The sequence below is a fragment of the Telluria sp. BA11 genome, from assembly GCF_056680305.1.
In genome coordinates, this window is the sequence record NZ_CM155275.1 from 3,102,646 (window position 1) to 3,122,229 (window position 19,584).

General features: G+C 65.7%; 19 protein-coding genes. 15 read left to right on the plus strand and 4 right to left on the minus strand.

Going from position 1 to position 19,584, the window contains the following annotated elements; translation table 11 throughout:
- Positions 1-15 precede the first annotated feature (15 nt).
- From AC1MGT_RS13650 to AC1MGT_RS13670, 5 genes are all read left to right on the plus strand, one after another.
- The gene (locus tag AC1MGT_RS13650; protein ID WP_499500599.1) at positions 16-1,626 is read left to right on the plus strand and encodes a cytochrome ubiquinol oxidase subunit I; all 1,611 of its coding nucleotides are present in this window, start codon (positions 16-18) and stop codon (positions 1,624-1,626) included.
- Between the two features lie 6 nt (positions 1,627-1,632).
- Complete coding sequence (gene cydB / locus AC1MGT_RS13655; protein WP_499456531.1) at positions 1,633-2,790, plus strand: cytochrome d ubiquinol oxidase subunit II; 1,158 nt, start codon at positions 1,633-1,635, stop codon at positions 2,788-2,790.
- 58 nt (positions 2,791-2,848) lie between these two features.
- The gene (cydX, locus tag AC1MGT_RS13660; RefSeq protein WP_183554018.1) at positions 2,849-2,956 is read left to right on the plus strand and encodes a cytochrome bd-I oxidase subunit CydX; all 108 of its coding nucleotides are present in this window, start codon (positions 2,849-2,851) and stop codon (positions 2,954-2,956) included.
- Positions 2,957-3,094: 138 nt separating this feature from the next.
- Positions 3,095-3,415, plus strand: coding sequence for an ArsR/SmtB family transcription factor (locus AC1MGT_RS13665; RefSeq protein WP_183554016.1), 321 nt, complete (start codon positions 3,095-3,097; stop codon positions 3,413-3,415).
- Between the two features lie 45 nt (positions 3,416-3,460).
- Positions 3,461-3,799, plus strand: coding sequence for a DUF4326 domain-containing protein (locus AC1MGT_RS13670; protein ID WP_499500600.1), 339 nt, complete (start codon positions 3,461-3,463; stop codon positions 3,797-3,799).
- 3 nt (positions 3,800-3,802) lie between these two features.
- On the opposite strand, the gene AC1MGT_RS13675 is transcribed toward AC1MGT_RS13670, so the two are convergent.
- On the minus strand, positions 3,803-4,432 hold the full coding sequence (locus tag AC1MGT_RS13675) for a head GIN domain-containing protein (RefSeq protein WP_499500602.1): 630 nt from the start codon (positions 4,430-4,432) through the stop codon (positions 3,803-3,805).
- Positions 4,433-4,542: 110 nt separating this feature from the next.
- A complete protein-coding gene (locus tag AC1MGT_RS13680) occupies positions 4,543-5,127 on the minus strand; it encodes an O-methyltransferase (RefSeq protein ID WP_499500603.1) in 585 nt (194 codons plus the stop codon).
- Between the two features lie 106 nt (positions 5,128-5,233).
- On the opposite strand from AC1MGT_RS13680, the gene AC1MGT_RS13685 reads away from it, so the two are divergent.
- The 3 genes from AC1MGT_RS13685 (at position 5,234) to AC1MGT_RS13695 (ending at position 8,469) form a co-directional block, all read left to right on the plus strand.
- On the plus strand, positions 5,234-5,704 hold the full coding sequence (locus AC1MGT_RS13685) for a GyrI-like domain-containing protein (protein WP_499500604.1): 471 nt from the start codon (positions 5,234-5,236) through the stop codon (positions 5,702-5,704).
- Between the two features lie 271 nt (positions 5,705-5,975).
- Positions 5,976-7,646 (plus strand): acid phosphatase, encoded by a 1,671-nt coding sequence (locus AC1MGT_RS13690; protein ID WP_499500605.1) that lies wholly within the window; start codon positions 5,976-5,978, stop codon positions 7,644-7,646.
- 193 nt (positions 7,647-7,839) lie between these two features.
- A complete protein-coding gene (locus tag AC1MGT_RS13695; RefSeq protein WP_499500606.1) occupies positions 7,840-8,469 on the plus strand; it encodes a DUF4142 domain-containing protein in 630 nt (209 codons plus the stop codon).
- On the opposite strand, the gene AC1MGT_RS13700 is transcribed toward AC1MGT_RS13695, so the two are convergent.
- The gene (locus tag AC1MGT_RS13700) at positions 8,466-9,035 is read right to left on the minus strand and encodes an FMN-binding negative transcriptional regulator (protein WP_499500607.1); all 570 of its coding nucleotides are present in this window, start codon (positions 9,033-9,035) and stop codon (positions 8,466-8,468) included. The genes AC1MGT_RS13695 and AC1MGT_RS13700 overlap by 4 nt on opposite strands.
- A gap of 102 nt (positions 9,036-9,137) precedes the next feature.
- On the opposite strand from AC1MGT_RS13700, the gene pdxR reads away from it, so the two are divergent.
- From pdxR to AC1MGT_RS13735, 7 genes are all read left to right on the plus strand, one after another.
- Positions 9,138-10,661 (plus strand): MocR-like pyridoxine biosynthesis transcription factor PdxR, encoded by a 1,524-nt coding sequence (gene pdxR / locus AC1MGT_RS13705; RefSeq protein WP_499500608.1) that lies wholly within the window; start codon positions 9,138-9,140, stop codon positions 10,659-10,661.
- A gap of 28 nt (positions 10,662-10,689) precedes the next feature.
- The gene (locus tag AC1MGT_RS13710) at positions 10,690-10,953 is read left to right on the plus strand and encodes an antitoxin Xre/MbcA/ParS toxin-binding domain-containing protein (protein WP_499500609.1); all 264 of its coding nucleotides are present in this window, start codon (positions 10,690-10,692) and stop codon (positions 10,951-10,953) included.
- Positions 10,953-11,456: a GNAT family N-acetyltransferase gene (locus AC1MGT_RS13715; protein WP_499500610.1), complete on the plus strand. Its 504-nt coding sequence runs from the start codon at positions 10,953-10,955 to the stop codon at positions 11,454-11,456. Before AC1MGT_RS13710 ends, AC1MGT_RS13715 begins: the two co-directional genes overlap by 1 nt.
- Positions 11,457-11,470: 14 nt before the next feature.
- Complete coding sequence (locus AC1MGT_RS13720) at positions 11,471-12,064, plus strand: DNA-3-methyladenine glycosylase I (RefSeq protein ID WP_499500611.1); 594 nt, start codon at positions 11,471-11,473, stop codon at positions 12,062-12,064.
- Position 12,065: 1 nt separating this feature from the next.
- On the plus strand, positions 12,066-13,724 hold the full coding sequence (gene mnmC1 / locus AC1MGT_RS13725) for an FAD-dependent 5-carboxymethylaminomethyl-2-thiouridine(34) oxidoreductase MnmC1 (RefSeq protein WP_499500612.1): 1,659 nt from the start codon (positions 12,066-12,068) through the stop codon (positions 13,722-13,724).
- Positions 13,725-13,840: 116 nt separating this feature from the next.
- A complete protein-coding gene (locus AC1MGT_RS13730; RefSeq protein ID WP_499500613.1) occupies positions 13,841-14,542 on the plus strand; it encodes a sensor histidine kinase in 702 nt (233 codons plus the stop codon).
- The gene (locus AC1MGT_RS13735; RefSeq protein ID WP_499500615.1) at positions 14,539-16,380 is read left to right on the plus strand and encodes a tetratricopeptide repeat protein; all 1,842 of its coding nucleotides are present in this window, start codon (positions 14,539-14,541) and stop codon (positions 16,378-16,380) included. Before AC1MGT_RS13730 ends, AC1MGT_RS13735 begins: the two co-directional genes overlap by 4 nt.
- Here AC1MGT_RS13735 and AC1MGT_RS13740 read toward each other — a convergent pair.
- Positions 16,377-19,523, minus strand: a complete 3,147-nt coding sequence (locus AC1MGT_RS13740; protein ID WP_499500617.1) for a patatin-like phospholipase family protein — start codon at positions 19,521-19,523, stop codon at positions 16,377-16,379. The two genes, AC1MGT_RS13735 and AC1MGT_RS13740, sit on opposite strands and share 4 nt — an antisense overlap.
- Positions 19,524-19,584 lie beyond the last annotated feature (61 nt).

The following is a 19,584-nucleotide window of genomic DNA, read 5'->3' on the forward strand; positions in this document are numbered from 1 at the left end:
AAGAAAGGATTCACCATGGATCTCGACGTTGTCGGGCTCTCCCGACTGCAGTTTGCCTTGACGGCGCTGTACCACTTTCTGTTTGTGCCCCTGACGCTGGGGTTGTCGATGCTCATCGCCATCATGGAAACCGTGTATGTGATGACCGGGCGTCCCGTCTGGCGCCAGATGACCAAGTTCTGGGGCGTGCTGTTCGGGATTAACTTTGCCATTGGCGTCTCGACGGGCCTCGTGATGGAATTCCAGTTCGGCATGAACTGGAGCTACTACAGCCACTACGTGGGCGACGTGTTCGGCGCGCCGCTGGCAATCGAAGGCCTGATGGCGTTCTTCCTCGAGGCGACGTTTGTTGGCCTGTTCTTCTTCGGGTGGGATCGCCTGTCGAAGGTGCAGCACCTGGCCGTGACCTGGCTGATGGCCCTCGGCACCAATTTCTCGGCGCTGTGGATCCTGATTGCCAATGGCTGGATGCAGAACCCGATCGGCGCCACGCTCAACCCGCAGACGATGCGCATGGAAGTGACAGACTTTGGCATGGTGCTGGCCAATCCGGTGGCCCAGGCCAAGTTCGTGCACACCGTGTCGGCCGGCTATGTGATCGCCGCGCTGTTCGTGCTCGGCATTGCGGCCTGGTACCTGCTCAAGGGCCGCCATGTCGAGCTGGCCAAGCGGTCGATGACGGTGGCCGCGTCGTTCGGCCTGGCGGCCTCGCTGTCGGTCGTGGTGCTGGGTGACGAAAGCGGTTACCTGGCGACCGAGCACCAGCACATGAAGCTCGCTGCCATCGAAGGCATGTGGGAGACGCAGCCTGCGCCGGCCGCCTTTACCGCCTTCGGCTTTCCCGACCAGAACGCGCGCGAGACGCACTATGCGGTCCACATTCCGTGGGTGATGGGCCTGATCGGTACGCGTTCGCTGTCGAACGAGATTCCGGGCATCAGTGACCTGGTCAAGCTGGCCGAGGTGCGGGTGCGCCAGGGCATCGTGGCCTATGGCGCACTCGAAGAAATTCGTGCGCTCGGTGGCCGTGCACCGGTGCCGCCAGCCCTGCAGGCGCGCTTTGAAGAGCACAGCGCGGTGCTGGGTTACGCGCTGCTGCTCAAGCGCTATGTGGACGATCCGCGCCAGGCCAGCGAAGCGCAGATCAGGCAGGCCGCCCTGGATACCGTGCCGCAGGTCGCGCCGCTGTTCTGGTCGTTCCGCATCATGGTGGGCCTGGGCATCTTCTTCATCGTGCTCACGGCGGTGTTTTTCTGGCTGTCGGCGCGCCGTCGCCTGGACGCTTATCCGTGGCTGCTGAAGGTGGCCGTGTGGTCGATCCCGCTGCCATGGATCGCCGCCGAAGCCGGCTGGGTCGTCGCCGAACTGGGGCGCCAGCCATGGGCCATCGAGGGCGTGCTGCCCACCGCCGTCGCAGTCTCGAACCTTGGCATCCAGACCGTGCTGACGACCCTGATCGGTTTTGTCGTGCTGTATTCGATCTTGATCGTCGTGGAAATGAAACTGATGTTCAAGGCCATTCGCAAGGGGCCGGAAGACGAACTTGCCCACGCGCCGGGCACCCACAGCCCACTGATCGGCACCACGCCGGCAATGCGCACTGCGCCCATGATTACTGCGGAGTAACACACCATGATTCTTCATACGCTTCTCGACTACGACACGCTGCGCATCATCTGGTGGCTGCTGCTGGGCATCCTGCTGGTGGGCTTTGCCGTCACCGACGGGTTTGACCTGGGCACCGGTACCTTGCTGCCATTTGTCGCCAACACCGACCTGGAACGCCGGGTCGTCATCAACGCCGTCGGCCCCGTGTGGGAAGGCAATCAGGTCTGGCTCGTGCTGGGCGGTGGCGCGATCTTCGCGGCCTGGCCGCAGCTGTATGCGGTCTCGTTCTCGGGTTTTTACCTGGCGATGGCGGCCGTGCTGCTGGCGCTGATCCTGCGGCCGGTCGCCTTTAAATACCGCAGCAAGCGTGACAGCATCGCCTGGCGCGCGACCTGGGACTGGGCCCTGTTCGTCGGCGGCTTTGTGCCGGCGCTGATCTTCGGCGTCGCGATGGGCAACGTGCTGCAGGGCGTGCCGTTCCGTCTCGCGCCCGATCAGCAGATCTTCTACGAGGGCGGCTTCTTTGCGCTGCTTAATCCGTTTGCCGTGCTGTGCGGCCTGGTGTCGGTGGCCATGCTCATCATGCACGGTGCGGCCTGGCTGGTGCTCAAGACCGATGGCCTGGTGGCCAGCCGTGCGCGTGCCTGGGGCATCCGCGCCGCGGTTGCCACCGTGGTGCTGTACGCCGTGGCCGGCGTGCTGCTGTGGGGCTTTGTCGATGGCTACCGCATCACGAGCGCGGTGGTAACGACCGGCCCTTCCAATCCGCTGTTCAAGACCGTCGAGGCGGGCGTGGCAGGCAGCTGGTTTGCCAATTACGCTGCGCATCCATGGACCCAGCTGGCGCCGGCCGCCGGCATCGTCGGTGCGCTGCTGACCCTGATGGCCCTGGTGCGGCGCCGGGAAGGCGTGGCCATGCTCACGTCGAGCCTGTCGATCGCCGGCATCGTGCTCAGTGTGGGCGCATCGATGTTCCCGTTCATTTTGCCATCGTCGATCCAGCCACAGGCCAGCCTGACGGTGTGGGATGCGTCGTCGAGCCACCTGACGCTGTTCATCATGCTCGTTGCGACCTGCATCTTCCTGCCCCTGATCCTGGCCTACACGAGCTGGGTCTACAAGGTCTTGTGGGGCAAGGTTGTGCCGGACGACATCAGCGGCGGCAAGAGCCACGCGTATTAAGTGAACAAATAACCGCACGAAAAACGTAACAAACAACGCAACCAGAAAGGACTTCATCATGTGGTATTTCGCCTGGCTACTCGGCCTGCCGCTCGCGGCTGCCTTCGCCGTCCTCAATGCAATGTGGTACGAGCTGATGGACGACGCACAGCGCCAGCAGGCGTGACGACGGGCGTGCCGGCGTGGCTGATTTGCGCCGGCACGCGCCCATGTCATCACCCTGTCAAAGTCATTCGACAGTATTCGAACGGTGGCCCGGCGGTGTAAGCGTCCGGGACCCTTGAATCGAACCTTGAATGACCGCATGCAAACCAATCTCGCCATCGTTGCACTCTCCGCGCTTGCCCAGGAATCCCGTTTCGCCGCGTTTCGGCTGCTGGTGCAGGCCGGCCCCCAGGGCCAGTCCGCAAGCCATATTGCAGCAACCCTCGATATGCCGGCATCGTCCCTGTCATTCCATCTCAAGGAACTCACGCACGCGGGGCTGGTCGCGCCGCGCCAGCAGGGCCGTTTCATCTTTTATCGCGCGCGCGTGGAGACCTTGCAGGGCTTGATGGAGTTCCTGTCCGCCACCTGCGGCAACGCAGGTGCACAGTCGATGCAGGAGCGCCTGGCGACGGTATGATCGTCGATGCCGGAATTGCCGGTGCTGCCATCGACGAGGAACACCATGACGTCAACCACCACGCCGCAACGGGTGCAACTGAGCCGCAAGAAAGGTTGGCGCATGCCGCCCAACACGATTTCCGTGGCGCGACCTGGCAAGTGGGGGAATCCATTTTCAGTGCTGCCCGAGCTGGCGCCCGGCACACCGGCGGGGCGCTATATCGCGATGCCGACGGTCGAAGAAGCAGTGGCGGCATATCGCCTGTGGCTGCAGATCGATCCGACCGGGCAGCAGGTGGCGCAACAGGCACATGCGTCGCTGCGCGGCCATGACCTGGCATGCTGGTGCCGGCCGGGCACACCGTGTCATGCGCAGGTGCTGATCGATCTCGTCAATGCATGATGGTCATTTGGCGGCAGTGACGTTGCCGATGCCCGAAACCGACTTGCTCACCGATGCCGGTCTGCCGTAATACGTGAGGTTGCCCAGGCCCTGAACGCTGGCATTGAGCTTGTTGGTGGCATGCACGCTCACGTCACCGATACCGCGGAAGGTCACATCGGCATCCTGCGCGATCAGGGCTTTGGCGTCGACTTCGCCCACGCCCTCGGCATTCAGGCGCAACTGGCCGACCTTGCCGTTCATTTGCAGGCTGCCGGCACCCCTGTAGTTCACGTCGAAGCGCTCGGTGCGCACATTATTCAGGATCATCAGGCCGGCGCCTTCGCCGCGGAAGCTGGTGAGCTCGGGCATGGTCACGACCACCCGTTCGCCATCGTCGATATTGACGTTCTTGCTGTTCCTGTCCGCGAACGACAGGCGCAGTTCGCCATTCACGACCTCGGTCTTCACACGATCGATGAATTTCTGGTTGCCCTCGACCCGCAGCGAGTACGCCTTGCCCACCTCGACCACCAGGCTCACCGGGCCCTGTGAATCGATGGTCTTGAACGGCGTCACGCTGCGCACCTGTTCGGCGGCCTGGATCGAGAGGGATGCGAGCGACAGAAGGGCGACGATGACGGCACGTTTCATGATGTTCTCCAGTGAGTTGATGGAGCCCATTCTAGGCACGGCATCCATCCGCAGCCCCGCCCTTGCGATGGATTGCAAGAAACGGGGGCTGAACTGCACAGACGCTGTATTCAGTGTTTCGTGGCGAGAAATTGGCCTTTGCCGACCCCGACCAGACTGGTGCTCCAGCCCGGCGCGCAGCGCAGCGCCTGCATGAACGGCGCCAGCTCCTGTGCGTGCGAGGTGGCGTTATCCACCACGATCAGCCCGCCCGGTCGCAGTACGCGTTCGATCTGCGGCAGCCATGCCAGGTAGGCGGTGCGCTCCGAATCCAGAAAGACGAGGTCGAACGCCGCATCGGCGCCGCCGGCCAGCACGTCGCCTGCGTTGCCTTCGACCTGATGCACCCGGTCCTGCAGCCCGACGCGCATGAAATTGGCGCGCGCCATCGCGACCTTGGTGGGCGAGAGTTCGACCGTCGTGACGAGACCATCGTGCGCCGCGGCCGCATCGGCCAGCCACAGCGTCGAGTACCCGTTGGATGTGCCAATCTCGAGAATGCGGCGTGCGCCCATCGCCCGCACGATAACGGCCAGGAACTCGCCGGTATCGTGGGTGATATTGAGCAGGCGGATGGCACGGTCATCGTGGGCCGCATCGTGACTGGCGCCGAAGGTTTCCAGTTCTTTCAGCAGGGCTTTAAGTGAAGTGGTCAACGGTTGTCTCCATTTTGTCCGGGAATCGAGGCGCACGATTGCGACGTTGCTAATATTGCCGAAGCGATAAGCCTATAATCTTTTCGTCTCTTTAGAAGTCCACATCATGCACATCTCGACCATCACACTACCTGAAATGAAGCTCGCCGGGCTACCCGCAGTTGTGCCAGTTTCAGGACCGGAAAAGGATTTCCCCGAGATATGGAAAGCATTCCTCGCCCGTGAAGCCGAGCTGGGCGAGCACAATGGTGTCCGCTATGGCGTGACGCTGCGGCGGGACGATGGTGAGCAGGTCGAATGCGTGGCCGTCGAGGTCGCCGATATCGACCAGCTCCCGCCCGGCATGATCGGCATCCAGGTGCCAGCGCGCCGCTACGCGCTGATGACGCACCGTGGCCCGATGGTGCATGCGCAAGCCTCGCGCGTGACCGGTACGGCGGCGATGGAGCAACTGGGCATGGAAGCCGATGAAGAGGGGATTCGCCTCGAACGGTACGACCGCCGCTACACGCCGACCGTCGACGATGGCGCACGGCCGGACAATGCCTACGACATCCTGGTGCCGTTGTACGGTTGAACTGAAATAAAGGACACGGCCCGCGTCGGGGCCGTGTCGTGGGGTGCATCTCTATAAATTGGTGCCGGTATATTTCCCGACCGCCGGCGCCGGTAGGGCAGCTCGCGCTGCCGCGTTCCCTTCCCAAGGAGCACTTGCATTGTGCTGCTTAAATGTGACAACCGTTTGACGATCCGGACGAATTCGTTTTCTCTTGCTTGTTTCCCTTTGTAAAGCTCACGGATAATGCCTGCTTTGCGGTCGCCACGACCGCCAGCGACAGGAGCAATACGTGCACGAGCAAGATTCGGGACCGGACGCGTCCACCCAGCCAGGCAATCCCGCGCGCAGGCGCATCTTCCAGGCCGCTGCGGCCGCTGGCGTGGTGGCCGGCGCCGGCACGCTGCCCGGCGTGGCAAGCGCAGCGCCCACCGCGGCGAAGGCGCCAGCCAGGAGTTCTCTCGACGCAAAACTGCGAGCCCACGTCAAGAACGTGGTCGTGATCTACCTGGAAAATCGCAGCTTCAACAACCTGTTTGCCGATTTTCCCGGCCTGGCCGAGCCTCTGGCGAGTGTGCCTGCGGCGCGCCTGCAGCAGCGCGACCGCGATGGTTCGGTCCTGCCGACCCTGCCCAAAATCTGGGGCGGCATGGTGCCGGGCCGCCAGAATATCGGCGGCAAGGATTACCTGATCGACGAGAAGCAACTGACCAGACTGCCGAACGCGCCGTTCAAGCTGACTGACGGCGACGGCAAGCCACTGCCGGAAGCGATCGTCACGCGCGACCTGGTGCACCAGTTTTATCACAACCAGATGCAGATCAATGGCGGGCGCAACGACGGCTTTGCCGCCTGGTCCGATGCTGGCGGCATGGTGATGGGCTATTATGGCGAAACATCAAAGAACCTCGGCCTGTGGCAGATCGCGCGCGAATTCACGCTGTGCGACAACTTCTTCATGGCAGCATTTGGCGGCTCGTACCTGAACCACCAGTTCCTGATCAGCGGGCGCGTGCCGGAATACTTCCATGCTGCGCAAACGGCGGCCAAGTCGAAGATTGCCGTGCTGGCCGATGGCCCGCAGGGCGTGCGCCTGGCGCTGCAACCCGATTCGCCGGCCTCGGCACTGGGCGGTCCGCCCAAGGTCGTGCGTAACGGCGCGATGACGCCGGACGGTTACGCCGTCAATACGATGGCGCCGCCATACCAGCCGAGCTGGGTCCGCCCGGCCGTCGATGGCAACCCGCTGCACGCCGACCCGCAAGACGCCAGCGTGTTGCCGCCGCAAACCTACGACACGATCGGCGACCTGTTGTCCCGGCGCGGTGTCAGCTGGGCCTGGTATGGCGGCGGCCAGCAAGCGGCGCTCGATGGCCGCGGCGCCGGCCAGAAGCCCAACTTCCAGTACCACCACCAGCCATTCAATTACTTCAGGCAGTTCGCCCCTGGAACCAAGGCGCGCGCCGACCACTTGCGCGACGGTGGCCTGGGCGACAGCCCGATTTCGAACCGTTTCATTGCCGACGTGATTGCCGGCAAACTGCCGGCGGTCGCGTTCTACAAGCCGCAAGGCAACCTGAACCTGCACGCCGGGTACTCGGACATCGAATCGGGCGACGCCCATGTCGCCAACGTCATCGAGCACCTGAAAAAATCACCGCAGTGGAAAGACATGGTGGTGGTGATTACGTTCGACGAGAACGGCGGCTGGTGGGACCATGTGGCCCCGCCCAAGGGCGACCGCTGGGGCCCGGGCTCGCGCATTCCGGCGATCGTGGTGTCGCCGCACGCCAAGCGGGGCGCGGTTGACCACAACTTCTATGACACGACCTCGGTGCTGCGCTTCATCACGCGCCTGCACGGTCTGCCGCTGCTGGAAGGCCTGGCTGTGCGTAACGCCGCGTTCGAAGGGCGTGGGGCCCGTCCGCCGGGCGATCTGACGGCAACATTGCAATTCCGGTGATACAAAGCCAGCCATCGAGGCTGGCTTTTTTGATTGAAAGTTTCCTATTGGCTATCGAGCGCTGGTAACAATGACACAGGTATACAGTTTGCCCACTCGATGTTGTTTTGTTGATAACCGTCAGGACGACGGTTTCGACAAGCAGTGTTGAATCGACCAAACATACACAATGTCAAGAACCAGGAGATACACCATGCAGAAAACTCAACTCATCAAGCGCTTGTTGGCCGTGTCAGTCGCAGCAGCCATGTTCGGTTCGGTTGGCGCGCAGGCGCAAACCGCCTCCACCCAGATGGGCGCCAGCGCAACCGCCGCCACCGCGAGCGGCACGGCCAAGCTGACCGCTGCCGATCGCAAGGCCATCATGGACATGGCGATGTCGAACATGGCCGAAGTCGAGATGGGCAAAATGGCGCAAAGCAAGAGCCAGAATGCCGATGTGAAAGCGTTCGGTCAGAAAATGGTCGACGACCATGGCAAAGCGCTGACCGAAGTGCAGACCCTGGCACAATCGAAGGGCGTGACCCTGCCGACCGAGCTCGACGCCAAGCACAAGGCGCTGGCCGCCAAGCTGGAAAAGGCAAACGGCGACGCGTTCGACAAGGCCTACACGAAGCAGGGCGGCGTGGCAGCGCACAAGGACACGCTGGCCAAGCTGCAAAAAGCCTCGAAAGCGGCCAAGGATGCTGACGTCAAGGGTCAGGTCGACAAGATGATCCCGGTCGTGCAAGAGCACCTGAAGCACGCCGAGCAAGTTGCTAGCGGCAAAATGGGCAGCACCGGCAGCTCGGGCGCCGCAGGCCATACCGGCGCCAGCCACTAAGATCCGGCATTGACCGGGCCGGCGCCAGGGGTGGTTCGCACCCTTGGCGCCGGCTCGGTTTTCCATTTCCCTTCAATCCGTTCGATCACGATTTCGATGCCGACGATGGCGTTCAGCATCCCCTCGATGTAATCGTTCGGTGCGTCGCCCACCGTCCATGGTTCAGCTTGCATGTGTTCCATGCGGTCGGTCAGGCGCGTCACCTGTGCCAGCAGCCAGGCCGGCTCGTCGATCGTGCGCAGCCGCCCGTGCACATGCACCACGTTATAGGTCCACGTGGGCACGACGCGGCCACCCGTTTCCTCTTTTTCCACGCGGTCCGGCGTGGCATACCCCGATGGACCGCGAAACACGACCAGCACTTGCTGCCCGTCGCGCTGCCAGAGGGGATTGCGGCGCGCGACATGCGTGCGCAAAATACCATCGCTCGCGTAGACATCAAATGGCAGGTGATCGGCATCCGGTACGCCGTCGCTGTGCGTCACCAGCATGCCTAGTGGATGGGCGGCGATCAGGTCATGCAGGCTGGTGCTGTCAGGCTGGGCAAAACGGGCAGGGCAATACATGCAATGTGTCTCCAGAGTAGACCCGTATCCTCGGCTACAAATTGGCTTTCCAAAATAGCCAATTACAGTAAAGATGGGCGTACCAATAGGATTCTGCCCACCATGCATGCCCACGACCTGATTGCCGCTAAGCCGCTTGAACGCAGCGGTGAGATCCCCCTGTTTCGCCAACTGTACGTACGGCTCAAAGACGCCATCCTGCAGGGCACACTTGCCCCCGGCGCACGCCTGCCGGCCACACGCACTCTGTGCGTCGCGCTGGGGGTATCGCGCCAGACCGTGCTGGCGGCCTACGATCAGCTCACTGCCGAGGGCTATCTGCGTGGCGGCGTGGGTCACGGCACGTTTGTCGACGAGGCCTTGCCGCTTGCGCGCAGGCCGCCACGGACCGATGGCCTGCTGCGGGCATTGCCGGCACGCGGCGTGGCCATGGCCACCGCCATGGGCCGGGCGCCGTTGCGCGATGGTCCGCCGCGCGCGTTCCGCCCCAGCATGCCGGGCCTGGATTTGTTTCCGTTCGACCTGTGGCGCAAGCTCGAAGCGCGCCAGTTACGGCGCGCGCATCGTTCCGGTCCCTATCTCGGCTATGGCGCCGCCAACGGCTACGCCCCGCTGCGCGAACTGCTGTGCGCTTACCTGCGCGCTTCGCGCGGCGTCGTATGCGAACCGGAGCAGATCGTGATCACGTCCGGTTCGCAGCAGGCCTTGTATCTGCTGTCGCAACTGCTGCTCGCGCCTGGCGACGGTGTCTGGCTCGAGTCGCCCGGCTACCAGGGCGCCAGCGCGCCGATGCAAGTGGCCGGAGCGCGCCTGTGCACCGTGCCGGTGACCGACGAAGGGATGGATGTGGCGTATGGCGCGCTGCATTATCCGGACGCGCGCATGGTGTTCGCTACCCCGTCGCACCAGCTGCCGCTGGGCGTGACGATGAGCCTCGCGCGCCGGCTCGAACTGCTGCGCTGGGCCACGGCCAACCGCGCCTGGGTGATCGAGGACGATTACGACAGCGAGTACCGCTACACCGGCCCGCCGCTGGCGTCGCTGCAAAGCCTCGACCGCGCCGGTTGCGTGATCTATGTGGGCACGTTCTCGAAGGTGCTGTTTCCGGCGCTGCGGCTCGGCTACGTCGTCGCGCCGCCGGCGCTGGCCGAACCGCTCGCGCGCGCAAAAGCGCTGATCGACCGCCAGGGTGCGATCCTGCCGCAGGCGGTGCTGGCCGACTTCATCGGGGAAGGCCACTTCATGCGCCACATCCGGCGCACGCGCGACGCGTATGCGGAACGACGCGCAGCGCTGATGGCGGCGCTGAGCGACTGTCTGGGCGAACGCTTGCGCTGTGGCCCGGCCGATGCGGGGCTGGACTTGTGCACGCACTTCCTGCCCGACGAGCGTGGCCGTATTCCGCTGGAAGACCGGGTGGCGCAGGCGGCGTTTGACGCCGGCATCGAACTGCGTCCGCTAGGGTATTTTGCGAATCCCGCCGCCACGCCGGCCTGCGCGGTGGCGCCGGGACTGCTGCTGGGCTTTTCGGCGGTGCCGCCGGCGGATATCCGGCGCGGCGTGGCGGCGCTGGCGAAGGTGATCGAAGCGCACTGGCCGGCCAGCGCGCGCCGCGGCAAGGTATGATGCCGTCAACGCTACCGAGACCCACATCATGACCGATCCCGAACGTCTTTCTCCCAACAACATCAGCGCTTTGCAGGCACGCTTCCAGGACCATTCGCGCAAGGCCCAGACCCATTACGCGGTCATGCACGAGGTGCGCCAGGTGCTCGGCAGCATCGACGCCGCCGACGCATGGATGACCACGCCCCAGCCGGAGCTTGGCGACAGCACGCCTGCGCAGCTGGTCGCTGCCGGCCGCATCGATGACGTGCTGGCCCGCCTGCGCACGATGCCGCTACGCGGCGCCAGGTAATGGCGAACGCATTTTCCAGCCGGTCAGTGGCGTTATGCCCGGTCACGAAAGATAACTTCGAGACCGTGGCCGAGCTCGAGCTGCATCCGCATCAGCGTGCGTTCCTGGCCTCCAATTCGTATTCGATCGCGCAGGCCAGCTTTCATTCGAACTACCACACGCGTGCCATCTGCATCGATCGTGACGTCATTGGTTTCATGATGTTCGTGGCATTGGATGGCGACGATGAACATGGCGAATACAGCATCTGGCGTTTCATGATCGATCAGCGTCATCAGGGCCAGGGACATGGTCGCGCTGCGCTGACCATATTGCTGGACGAGATCCGACGCGATGCTGCAGCCACCAGGGTCTGGATCAGCTATATCCCCGGCAACGCGGTGGCATCGCGTTTTTACGCCAGCTTTGGCTTCGTCGAAACGGACATCGACGACGAGGGTGAGATGGTCGCGCTGCTCGATCTGACGGTCAAGCACCACCCAGCGGTCGTTACGCAAGCCTGATCTATACTCGTGCCATGTCGACCGCCAATACCGCCAATACCGCCAATACCATCACCCGCTGCTCCTGGGCCAATATGGCCAACCCGCGCTACATCGCCTACCACGACAACGAGTGGGGCGTGCCGTGCCACGATGAAACCACGCTGTTCGAGATGCTCAATCTCGAAGGCGCGCAGGCCGGCCTGTCGTGGGAAACCATCCTGAACAAGCGCGACACGTATCGCGCCGCCTTCGATGGCTGGGATGCGCACAGGATCGCGGCCTACGGCGACGACAAGAAGGCCGAGCTGCTGGCCAATCCAGGCATCGTGCGCAATCGCCTCAAGGTAGCGGCGACGATCACCAATGCGCGCGCCTACCTGGCCATGCGCGAGCAGGGCCTGACGCTCGACGCGTACCTGTGGGGCTTTGTCGATGGCGCGCCGATCGTCAATGACTGGCCGGATGGCGCCCGCCCGGCGCGCACCGAACTGTCCGACCGCCTGTCGAAAGATCTGGGCAAGCGCGGCTTCAAGTTCGTCGGTTCGACCATCGTGTATGCCTACATGCAGGGCATCGGCATGGTGGACGACCATGATCGCGACTGCATCTGTCGCACACGGCGCTGACATGCCGATGCAGGACCACTGGCGTGGCCGCACGCGCTACACCGTGTTCGACAGCGACCATGGCGATGGCGCGCGCGTTGCCGCCCTGATCGCGGCCTGGCACGCCGACCCGCAGCGTCCGCAGCACCTGCACATCGTGGCACTGGCGCCCGATCTGCAGCCGGGCTTTCACCGCATCCCGCAAGCAGAAACTGGCATCACGCTGGACTTGCTGGCGGCGCCGCTCGAGAGCGCACTGGCCGAACTCAATGCGCACCTGGATTGCATCCGGCTGCACGGCCCCGCCGGCAGCGCCTTTGCCCGACCGCTGGCGCGCCTGACGACACTCGGCGCGCGCCTTGCCGCATCCGGCCTGGATGACGCGCAGAGACAAGCGCTGACGGCGCAAGGCTTCGTGTTCGAGAACAATGACAACGCGGTCTTCTCCAGCCGCAAACCACGCCTGCCCGTCACGCCGGAACCTGTCCGCCACGCGCTGGTGCTGGGGGCGGGGCTCGCCGGCTGCGCGCTGGCGGCGCGCCTGTGCGCGCGCGGCTGGCAAGTCACGCTGATCGAGCGACATCCCGAGGTGGCGCTGGAAGCGTCGGGCAACCTGGCCGGCATCTTCATGCCGCTGCTCTCGCGCGACGACAACGTCCCGACACGCCTGACACGCGCCGCCTACCTGTACGCGCTGCGCCTGTGGGAGCAGCTGGGCGGCGTCGGCCAGGCCTTCGACGGCGCCGCCTGCGGCGTGCTGCAACTGGCGCGCGATGCCGATCACGCAGCGGTCTCGCGCGCCATCGCGAACGATGGCAGCGTCCCGCCTGATTTCGCGCGCTGGCTCGAATCCCCGGAGGCCGAAGCATTGCTTGGCTTGCCGGCGCCGGACGGCGGCTGGCTGTTCCCGCAAGGCGGCTGGGCGCGTCCGGCCAGTGTCTGCGAAGCTTTGCTGGCGTCGTGCGGCGCGCGCCTGACGCGGTGCTTCGGCGCCGGTGACGTGATGCTGGAGCGAGAAGGCGGCACCTGGCTGGCGCGCGCGCCCGATGGCGCCGTACTGGCCATGGCCCCGACGGCGGCCCTGGCCAGCGGCGCCGGCGCACGCCGCATGGCGCTGACCGCCGATCTGCCGCTGCAGGCCCTGCGCGGCCAGGTCACGCATCTGCCGCCGGGTGCGGCGCCGCAGTTGCCGCTGGTGCTGTGCCGCGAAGCTTATCTGACGCCGTCCGCGCAGGACGTGCTGTGTGCCGGCGCGACGTACGATCTCGATGCCGATCCCGCGCTGCGTGCCAGCAGCCAGCTGGAAAACGTGACGCGCCTGCGCGCGCTGGTGTCCGATCCGCTTGCGGCTGACGACGCGCCACTGGCGGGCCGCGTGGGCTTTCGCTGCGTGGCGCCGGACCGCCTGCCGCTCGTGGGCCGCCTGCCTGATATCGCCGCCGCCGGCAGCACCGAGCGCCTGCGCGACGTGCCGCGCCATCCGGGGCTGTACGGCCTCCTGGGCTATGCCTCGCGTGGTCTGATCTGGGCGCCGCTGGCGGCCGAGCTGTTGGCAGCGCAGCTGGAAGGCGAGCCGCTGCCGCTGGAGATGACGCTGGTCGATGCGCTCGATCCGGCCCGCTTCGTGCTGCGCGCTCGCCGCGGCGCCCGGCAGCCGGCCAGTACCGGGGGCGACCTGTAGCTGTTGCGTTGTCGCAAATGTGCGCTCATCCGGGGCAATCGCGTCCAGACTGTGCCGGTCGAGCCGGTATAATTTACCGGTAGCAACTATTAACCGCAGAAGGAGGCTGGTCCGCGATGGAAGATGCACCACATTCGCCCGAGCTGTTCCTGTTTCTCGCGGTGACTGCCCACGACATGAAGAACTCGATCAGCGTGCTGTCCGGCACGCTCGAGCGGCTGCTCGACGGCGCCACGCCCGAGACCGAGAAAGCGTATGGCCAGATGGGGCAGATGCTGTACCAGACGCGCCGCCTGAACGACAATCTGATGCAACTCCTCGCGCTCTACAAGCAGGTCGGCAAGCCCGGCTACCCGTTCGATGCGCAGCCGCTCGAAGTCGGGCAAGTCGTCGAGCAGGTCGTGGCGCTCTCGCGCGTGCTGCTCGAGTCGCGCGGCATCCGGCTCGAACTCGATGTCGACCCTGACCTGATTGCCCACGTCGACGAAGACCTGATCGTCGGCGTCGTCTCGCATGCGGTCAATAACGCGCTGCACTACACGCGCGACCGTATCCTGCTGGCTGCGCGCGAAGTCGATGGCCAGTTCGAGATTCGCGTCGAAGACAATGGCGCCGGCTTTCCGCCAGGCCTGCTGGCGGCCGGTGCGCCCGGGAGCGGCGACATCGGCGTCAACTTCGCCACCAACAGCGCGGGCCTGGGCCTGTATTTTTCGAGCGAGGTGGCGCGCATGCACCACCATCGCGGGCGCCATGGCGCCGTGCGGCTCGAGAACGGCGGTCGGCTGGGCGGCGGCTGCTTCATCCTGACGCTGCCATGATCACGCCTGCCGCTGCCATCGCATCCATCGTGCCCAAGCCCACGCCCACAGCTGCGCCTGCAGATGTCCCCACGCCTGCGCTGCCCAAGGTCCTCGAGCAGATCGACTGGGCTGGCAAGCACTACCTGATCGTCGACGACTTTGCCGGGATCCGCCAGCTGCTGCGCGAAAGCCTGCGCAGCCTGGGTGCACGCAATATCGACCAGGCCTCGAGCGGCGGCGAAGCCATGAGTCTCCTGACCAAGACGCGCTACGACGTCGTGCTGTGCGATTACAACCTGGGCGAGGGCAAGAACGGCCAGCAGGTGCTGGAAGAAGCGCGCATCCGCCAGTTGCTGCTGCCGTCGAGCGTGTTCGTCATGGTCTCGGCCGAAAAGAGCGTCGAATCAGTAATGGGCGCGGCCGAGCACCAGCCGGACGCCTACCTGGTCAAGCCGATCACCGAAGGCGTGCTGCTGTCGCGCCTGAACCGCGTGTGGCGCCGCAAGCAGATTTTTCGCCTGATCGACCAGGCCTTCATGGAAAAGGATTACCTGCGCGCCGCGACCCTGTGCGACGAGCAGATCGCCGCCAACCGCGTACACGTGATCGAGCTGCTGCGCATGAAGGCGCGCATGCTCGAGCGCAGCGGCCAGCCGGCGCTGGCGCGCGCCGTGTACGAGCAGGTGCTGGGCCAGCGCGAATACCACTGGGCCCGCGCGGGCCTGGGCAAGATCCGCCTGGCCGATGGCGACTTCGAGCAGGCGCGCCAGATGTTCCAGACCGTGATCGCCGAGAACCGCCACTACATCGACGCCTACGACCAGCTGGCGCAGGCCTATCAGGGCCTGGGCCGGCACGACGAAGCCGCTGCGATCCTGGAACGCGCGGCCAAGCTCTCGCCCAACTCGGTGCCGCGCCAGCGCAACCTGGGCCAGGCGGCGCTCAAGCTGGGCAATGTCGCGCTGGCCGAAAAGGCATTTCGCAAGTGCCTCGTGATCGGTGAGTACTCGATCCGCAAGACGCCCGATGCCTACCTTGGCCTGGCGCGCGTGTGCGGTCTGAAAAACAATACCAAGGATGCACTGCAACTGCTGCAACTGGCCCAGCGCGACTTCGGCGGCGACCACGACGACATGGCGCTGCGCGCCAAGATCACCGAAGGCCTGATCCACCACGAGAGCGGTGACTACCGCAACGCGCGCCGCACCGGCGACGAGCTCGAGACGATGCTGGGTGCGGACCCCAAGCGCCCCGGCACGGCGATCTGCATCGAGATGGCGATCCTGCTGTTTGCGGTGGGCGTCAAGGACACGCCGGGCGAGGTGCTGGCCCACGTGGTGCGCAACAACCACGACAACAACCTGCTGCAGGACGAGGTCCAGGCCATCTTCGACAAGGCGCGCCTGAGCGAAGAGGGCGCCGCCATCATCCGCGCTGCGCGCAAGGAAGCGGTGGACCTGATGAACCAGGGCGTCGTGCTGTGGAAGAGCGGGAAGCTGCCCGACGCCGTCAAGTGGATGCGCATGGCGCGCGAACGGGTGCCGGACAATGTGCGGGTGCTGTTCAACGCCGTGCAGATTTCGATCTCGCACATGCAGCAGGAAGGCTATGACGAGGAACTCGACACCGAGGCGCGCATGGTGCTCGAACATGTCGACAAGCTGCAGCCGGGGCAGCAGCGCTTCGCGCAGCTGATGGAACAGTTGCGTGGTTTGCAGCCGCAAGCCGATCCGGCGGCGCCGTCTTCGCCGGTGGATGATGCCGACCAGAAGGAAGCCGCGACTGACATGCCAGCCGAATCGGCGCCGGCAGTCACGCCAGTGAGCAAGCCGACACACAGCAACCGCTTCTCTTAGCGCGCCGGCCCGTGCTTGCGCAGTAATTCCGCGCACAGCTTTTCAAGATTACAGCCACCATCGGCCAGCGCCGCCGCCTGCACCGCGTCAGCCAGGGCGCCCGTCAGCACGTGTTCGCCCAGTGCGCGGTAACTCTCGAAGCGTGCTTCATCGAACCAGCCGTCGGCCAGGCTCTCGTGCGGGTAGTCGGGATGCAGCTTGCGGTAATTGAGCAGGTCGGCGTTTTCCGTGCCGACGAGGGCGGGCTTGACGTACAGGATCACGCCGTCGTCGGCAGCGCGGTCGGCCTGGCTGTAGCGGATGCTGCCGGCGGCGCAGCTGGCGCTGCACATGCCGCTGGCCGGCGCGATGGCAAGGCGTGATACATCCAGGTCGATCCGCACGTGCAGTTCGGTGGCGCAGCGCCGGATCGCGTTGCCCAGGTCTTCGAAGGCGTGTTCGCGGTCGCTGCCGACGTCCACTGCGATCACCAGGCGGCAGCGGCGCCGTACCAGTTCATAGATGCCCAGGTTGTCGAAGTGGCCGCCATCGCTCAGGTGCACGTAGCCGGCGTCGGCATCCAGTTGGCCGAACAGCTCGGCCAGGAGGCTGAACAGGCCGATGGGCGGCGATGAGCTGGTCCAGGTCGGGCGCGCCGGGTTCGGACACCAGCGACCCAGGCGCACATTGAACATCGTCATCAAGAAATTCAGCGGCGCCGACCAGTGCGCGCCCATGTGCGGACTGGCCGCGGCGCCCGACAGCGCCACCGCCATCCCCAGCCGCACGCCGGCGTCATCATCCAGGCCGACGCCCGCGTGCGCGGCGTAGGCGGCGGTGGGACGATAGCAACCGGTACCGCCAGGCCCCGCTTGCTCATAGCCGCACCAGCGCGGCGTGAACGCGAACGCCGCGGTGCGCCGCGTCTGCCATGCCAGTTCTTCGCCATCCACCAGGTTCAGCGCGGTGTTGACGATCGGGTACGGACGCGCGTTTTTGAGCTCGGCGAGCAGCATGTCGTCGCCCGGATCGAAGCCGGTGAACGGGTGCGGCCGGCGCGCACGGTTGGCGGCGCCGAACCAGGCACGCACGACGCGATTCCGGTACAGCATGTACAACGAAAACTTGTTGATGTCGACGCGCCAGCCGAGCACCAGCGCGGCCCCGAGAAAGCAGGCAAAGGCCACCAGCAGCGTGCTGCCCCGGGTCGCCAGCGTGGCGTCGGCGTGTGCCTGGAATACGCAGGCGAGCATAGCGTGCGGGCAGTCCAGGCGCGGGCGCGCCACCGTCAGCTGCACCAGGCTGCCGAGCAGCGCGAAGATCCCGACCGTAAACACATACGGCGCCAGGCGCGCCACCAGTTCGAGCTTCGGGTCGCGCGCGGCGCGCGCGCCGGTGGCGCTACCGCTGCCGGCCTTCAGGCCGAAGGCAGTCATTGTCAGCCAGCCGACCAGCGTGCCGAGGTTCGACCACGGCGCGTAGGTGAGCCAGGCCCAGTGCAGCAGCGGCGCAAAGAAGAAGCACACGCCGTGGAAGGCCAGCCAGCCGAGCGCAAAGATCGCAGTCCATGCGCCCTGGCGGCTCCACCATTCACGGCTCGCGTCGCTGTACTGGCGGCCGACCAGGCCGATCATCAGGTTCATCGTGACGGCAAACAGCGCCATCATCGCTGGCATGCCGAAGGTGGCCAGCGCGATCGCGTTGTTCACCAGCGGATGCGCACCTGGCGCTGGCAGCAGCGCCAGGGCGCACAGCAGCAGCACGGTGCCCAGCGTGAGCGCGCCCATTGCGCAGGCAAAGTGCGACAGGCCTTCGCCCAGCTCCGCGCGGGTCAGGTCGCGCAGTGGCGGGTCGGCGCGCAGGCGCGTGTACATGACCAGCCAGAGCGCAAGCAGCAGCACCAGCGCGACAAAGCCGCACAGCCACCACGACAGCTGCGCGCCGCCGTCCGGCAGCCACGCCAGCATTGCCGGTGCGAAGGTGCGCGTGGCGTCGAGCACGATCAGCAACACCGCCAGGGCGCTGGCGCCGCAGACGGTGTAGCCCGCGCCCCGATAGGAACTGGCGCGGTCGTGCGCCAGGTACCAGCCGCAGGCCCAGACAATGAAGTAGACCACGCCCGGCGCCAGCAGCCACTGCGGCCGCTCGGCCAGTTGCGGCGGCAGCAGTGTCGCCGGCGTCGCACCACCGTGGCGCCATACGGCGAGACTGCCGAGAAAGCCCGCCAGCAGCAGCGGCAGGTTGATGCACCACAGGACCGCGCCCTGCGACAGCGGAAAGCGGCGCCGGCCGCGCGAACTTGCCGGCTTGCTGGAAATCGACAACGCGATGCAGAACACGGCAAACAAGAACAGCAGCACGCCCGCGATCCAGGCGACGTCGCCCAGGCGCGTCCATGGTCCGCCAGGTCCCACGACCCGGTGCACGCCCCAGACGGCAAAGCGCGGCAGCAGCAGCAGGGCGCACAGCCAGGCTACCAGCATCGTCAGGTTCAGGCCCGTGTTGCGCACATAGATGCCGAGCAGCGTCCAGGTGTCGGCGCTGAACATGCCGCCCTGCGGCGACAGGTAATTGCTGTACTGGCGCAGGAAGCGCAGCTCGGGCGCCTCCCCCCTGCCAGCGGGCGGCGCGAGGAGGGCTTCGACTTCGTGGATGTCGTTGCCATGCGCGTGCAGGCAGCGCGCCAGCCAGCCGCCGACAAATCCGCCGCCGGACACGGTGGACAGGTAATCGATCCGGCCCAGCAAGCGGCAGCGCGCCAGTGCCTGCAAAGCCCCTAGCCCGAACGTGGCGCTGCGTACGCCGCCGCCGGACAGGGCCAGGCCGGTGAGCATGCCGCCGTGGGCGCGGGCGCGCAGGCGTGCGCGGTCGGGCGGCACGCCGGCGTCGAGCGCTTCGCTGCTGGCGGGGCGCAGCAGATCGAGTTCGTCGCGCAGCACTTCGCCGAACAGCAGGCCGGCGTCGAGGTCCAGGCAGCGCAGGGTGTCGGCATCGATGGCATTGGACGGCGCCAGGCGGTGCCGGCGGCGCAGCAGCGCGAATGCGTCGTGCAGTTCGCTGATCGTGCCGGGGTTGGGGGGCGGCTGGCAGCCGGCAGCGGCCAGCTTGCGGCGCAGGTCGTCGACCTGCGAAGGTGTCAGGTGGGACAGGTCACTGGGTAGCATGGGGCGCTCCGGCTGAACTGAGCGGCCGGGAAGGGCGGCCGCCCGATCAGTTCAGCACGGT

What these genes read in the sequence shown, in the direction of transcription:
- AC1MGT_RS13650 (WP_499500599.1), top strand. Translation starts at nt 16, where the DNA reads ATGGATCTCGACGTTGTCGGGCTCTCCCGACTGCAGTTTGCCTTGACG.
- cydB (WP_499456531.1), top strand. Translation starts at nt 1,633, where the DNA reads ATGATTCTTCATACGCTTCTCGACTACGACACGCTGCGCATCATCTGG.
- cydX (WP_183554018.1), top strand. Translation starts at nt 2,849, where the DNA reads ATGTGGTATTTCGCCTGGCTACTCGGCCTGCCGCTCGCGGCTGCCTTC.
- AC1MGT_RS13665 (WP_183554016.1), top strand. Translation starts at nt 3,095, where the DNA reads ATGCAAACCAATCTCGCCATCGTTGCACTCTCCGCGCTTGCCCAGGAA.
- AC1MGT_RS13670 (WP_499500600.1), top strand. Translation starts at nt 3,461, where the DNA reads ATGACGTCAACCACCACGCCGCAACGGGTGCAACTGAGCCGCAAGAAA.
- AC1MGT_RS13675 (WP_499500602.1), bottom strand. Translation starts at nt 4,432, where the DNA reads ATGAAACGTGCCGTCATCGTCGCCCTTCTGTCGCTCGCATCCCTCTCG.
- AC1MGT_RS13685 (WP_499500604.1), top strand. Translation starts at nt 5,234, where the DNA reads ATGCACATCTCGACCATCACACTACCTGAAATGAAGCTCGCCGGGCTA.
- AC1MGT_RS13695 (WP_499500606.1), top strand. Translation starts at nt 7,840, where the DNA reads ATGCAGAAAACTCAACTCATCAAGCGCTTGTTGGCCGTGTCAGTCGCA.
- AC1MGT_RS13700 (WP_499500607.1), bottom strand. Translation starts at nt 9,035, where the DNA reads ATGTATTGCCCTGCCCGTTTTGCCCAGCCTGACAGCACCAGCCTGCAT.
- pdxR (WP_499500608.1), top strand. Translation starts at nt 9,138, where the DNA reads ATGCATGCCCACGACCTGATTGCCGCTAAGCCGCTTGAACGCAGCGGT.
- AC1MGT_RS13710 (WP_499500609.1), top strand. Translation starts at nt 10,690, where the DNA reads ATGACCGATCCCGAACGTCTTTCTCCCAACAACATCAGCGCTTTGCAG.
- AC1MGT_RS13715 (WP_499500610.1), top strand. Translation starts at nt 10,953, where the DNA reads ATGGCGAACGCATTTTCCAGCCGGTCAGTGGCGTTATGCCCGGTCACG.
- AC1MGT_RS13720 (WP_499500611.1), top strand. Translation starts at nt 11,471, where the DNA reads ATGTCGACCGCCAATACCGCCAATACCGCCAATACCATCACCCGCTGC.
- mnmC1 (WP_499500612.1), top strand. Translation starts at nt 12,066, where the DNA reads ATGCCGATGCAGGACCACTGGCGTGGCCGCACGCGCTACACCGTGTTC.
- AC1MGT_RS13730 (WP_499500613.1), top strand. Translation starts at nt 13,841, where the DNA reads ATGGAAGATGCACCACATTCGCCCGAGCTGTTCCTGTTTCTCGCGGTG.
- AC1MGT_RS13735 (WP_499500615.1), top strand. Translation starts at nt 14,539, where the DNA reads ATGATCACGCCTGCCGCTGCCATCGCATCCATCGTGCCCAAGCCCACG.
- AC1MGT_RS13740 (WP_499500617.1), bottom strand. Translation starts at nt 19,523, where the DNA reads ATGCTACCCAGTGACCTGTCCCACCTGACACCTTCGCAGGTCGACGAC.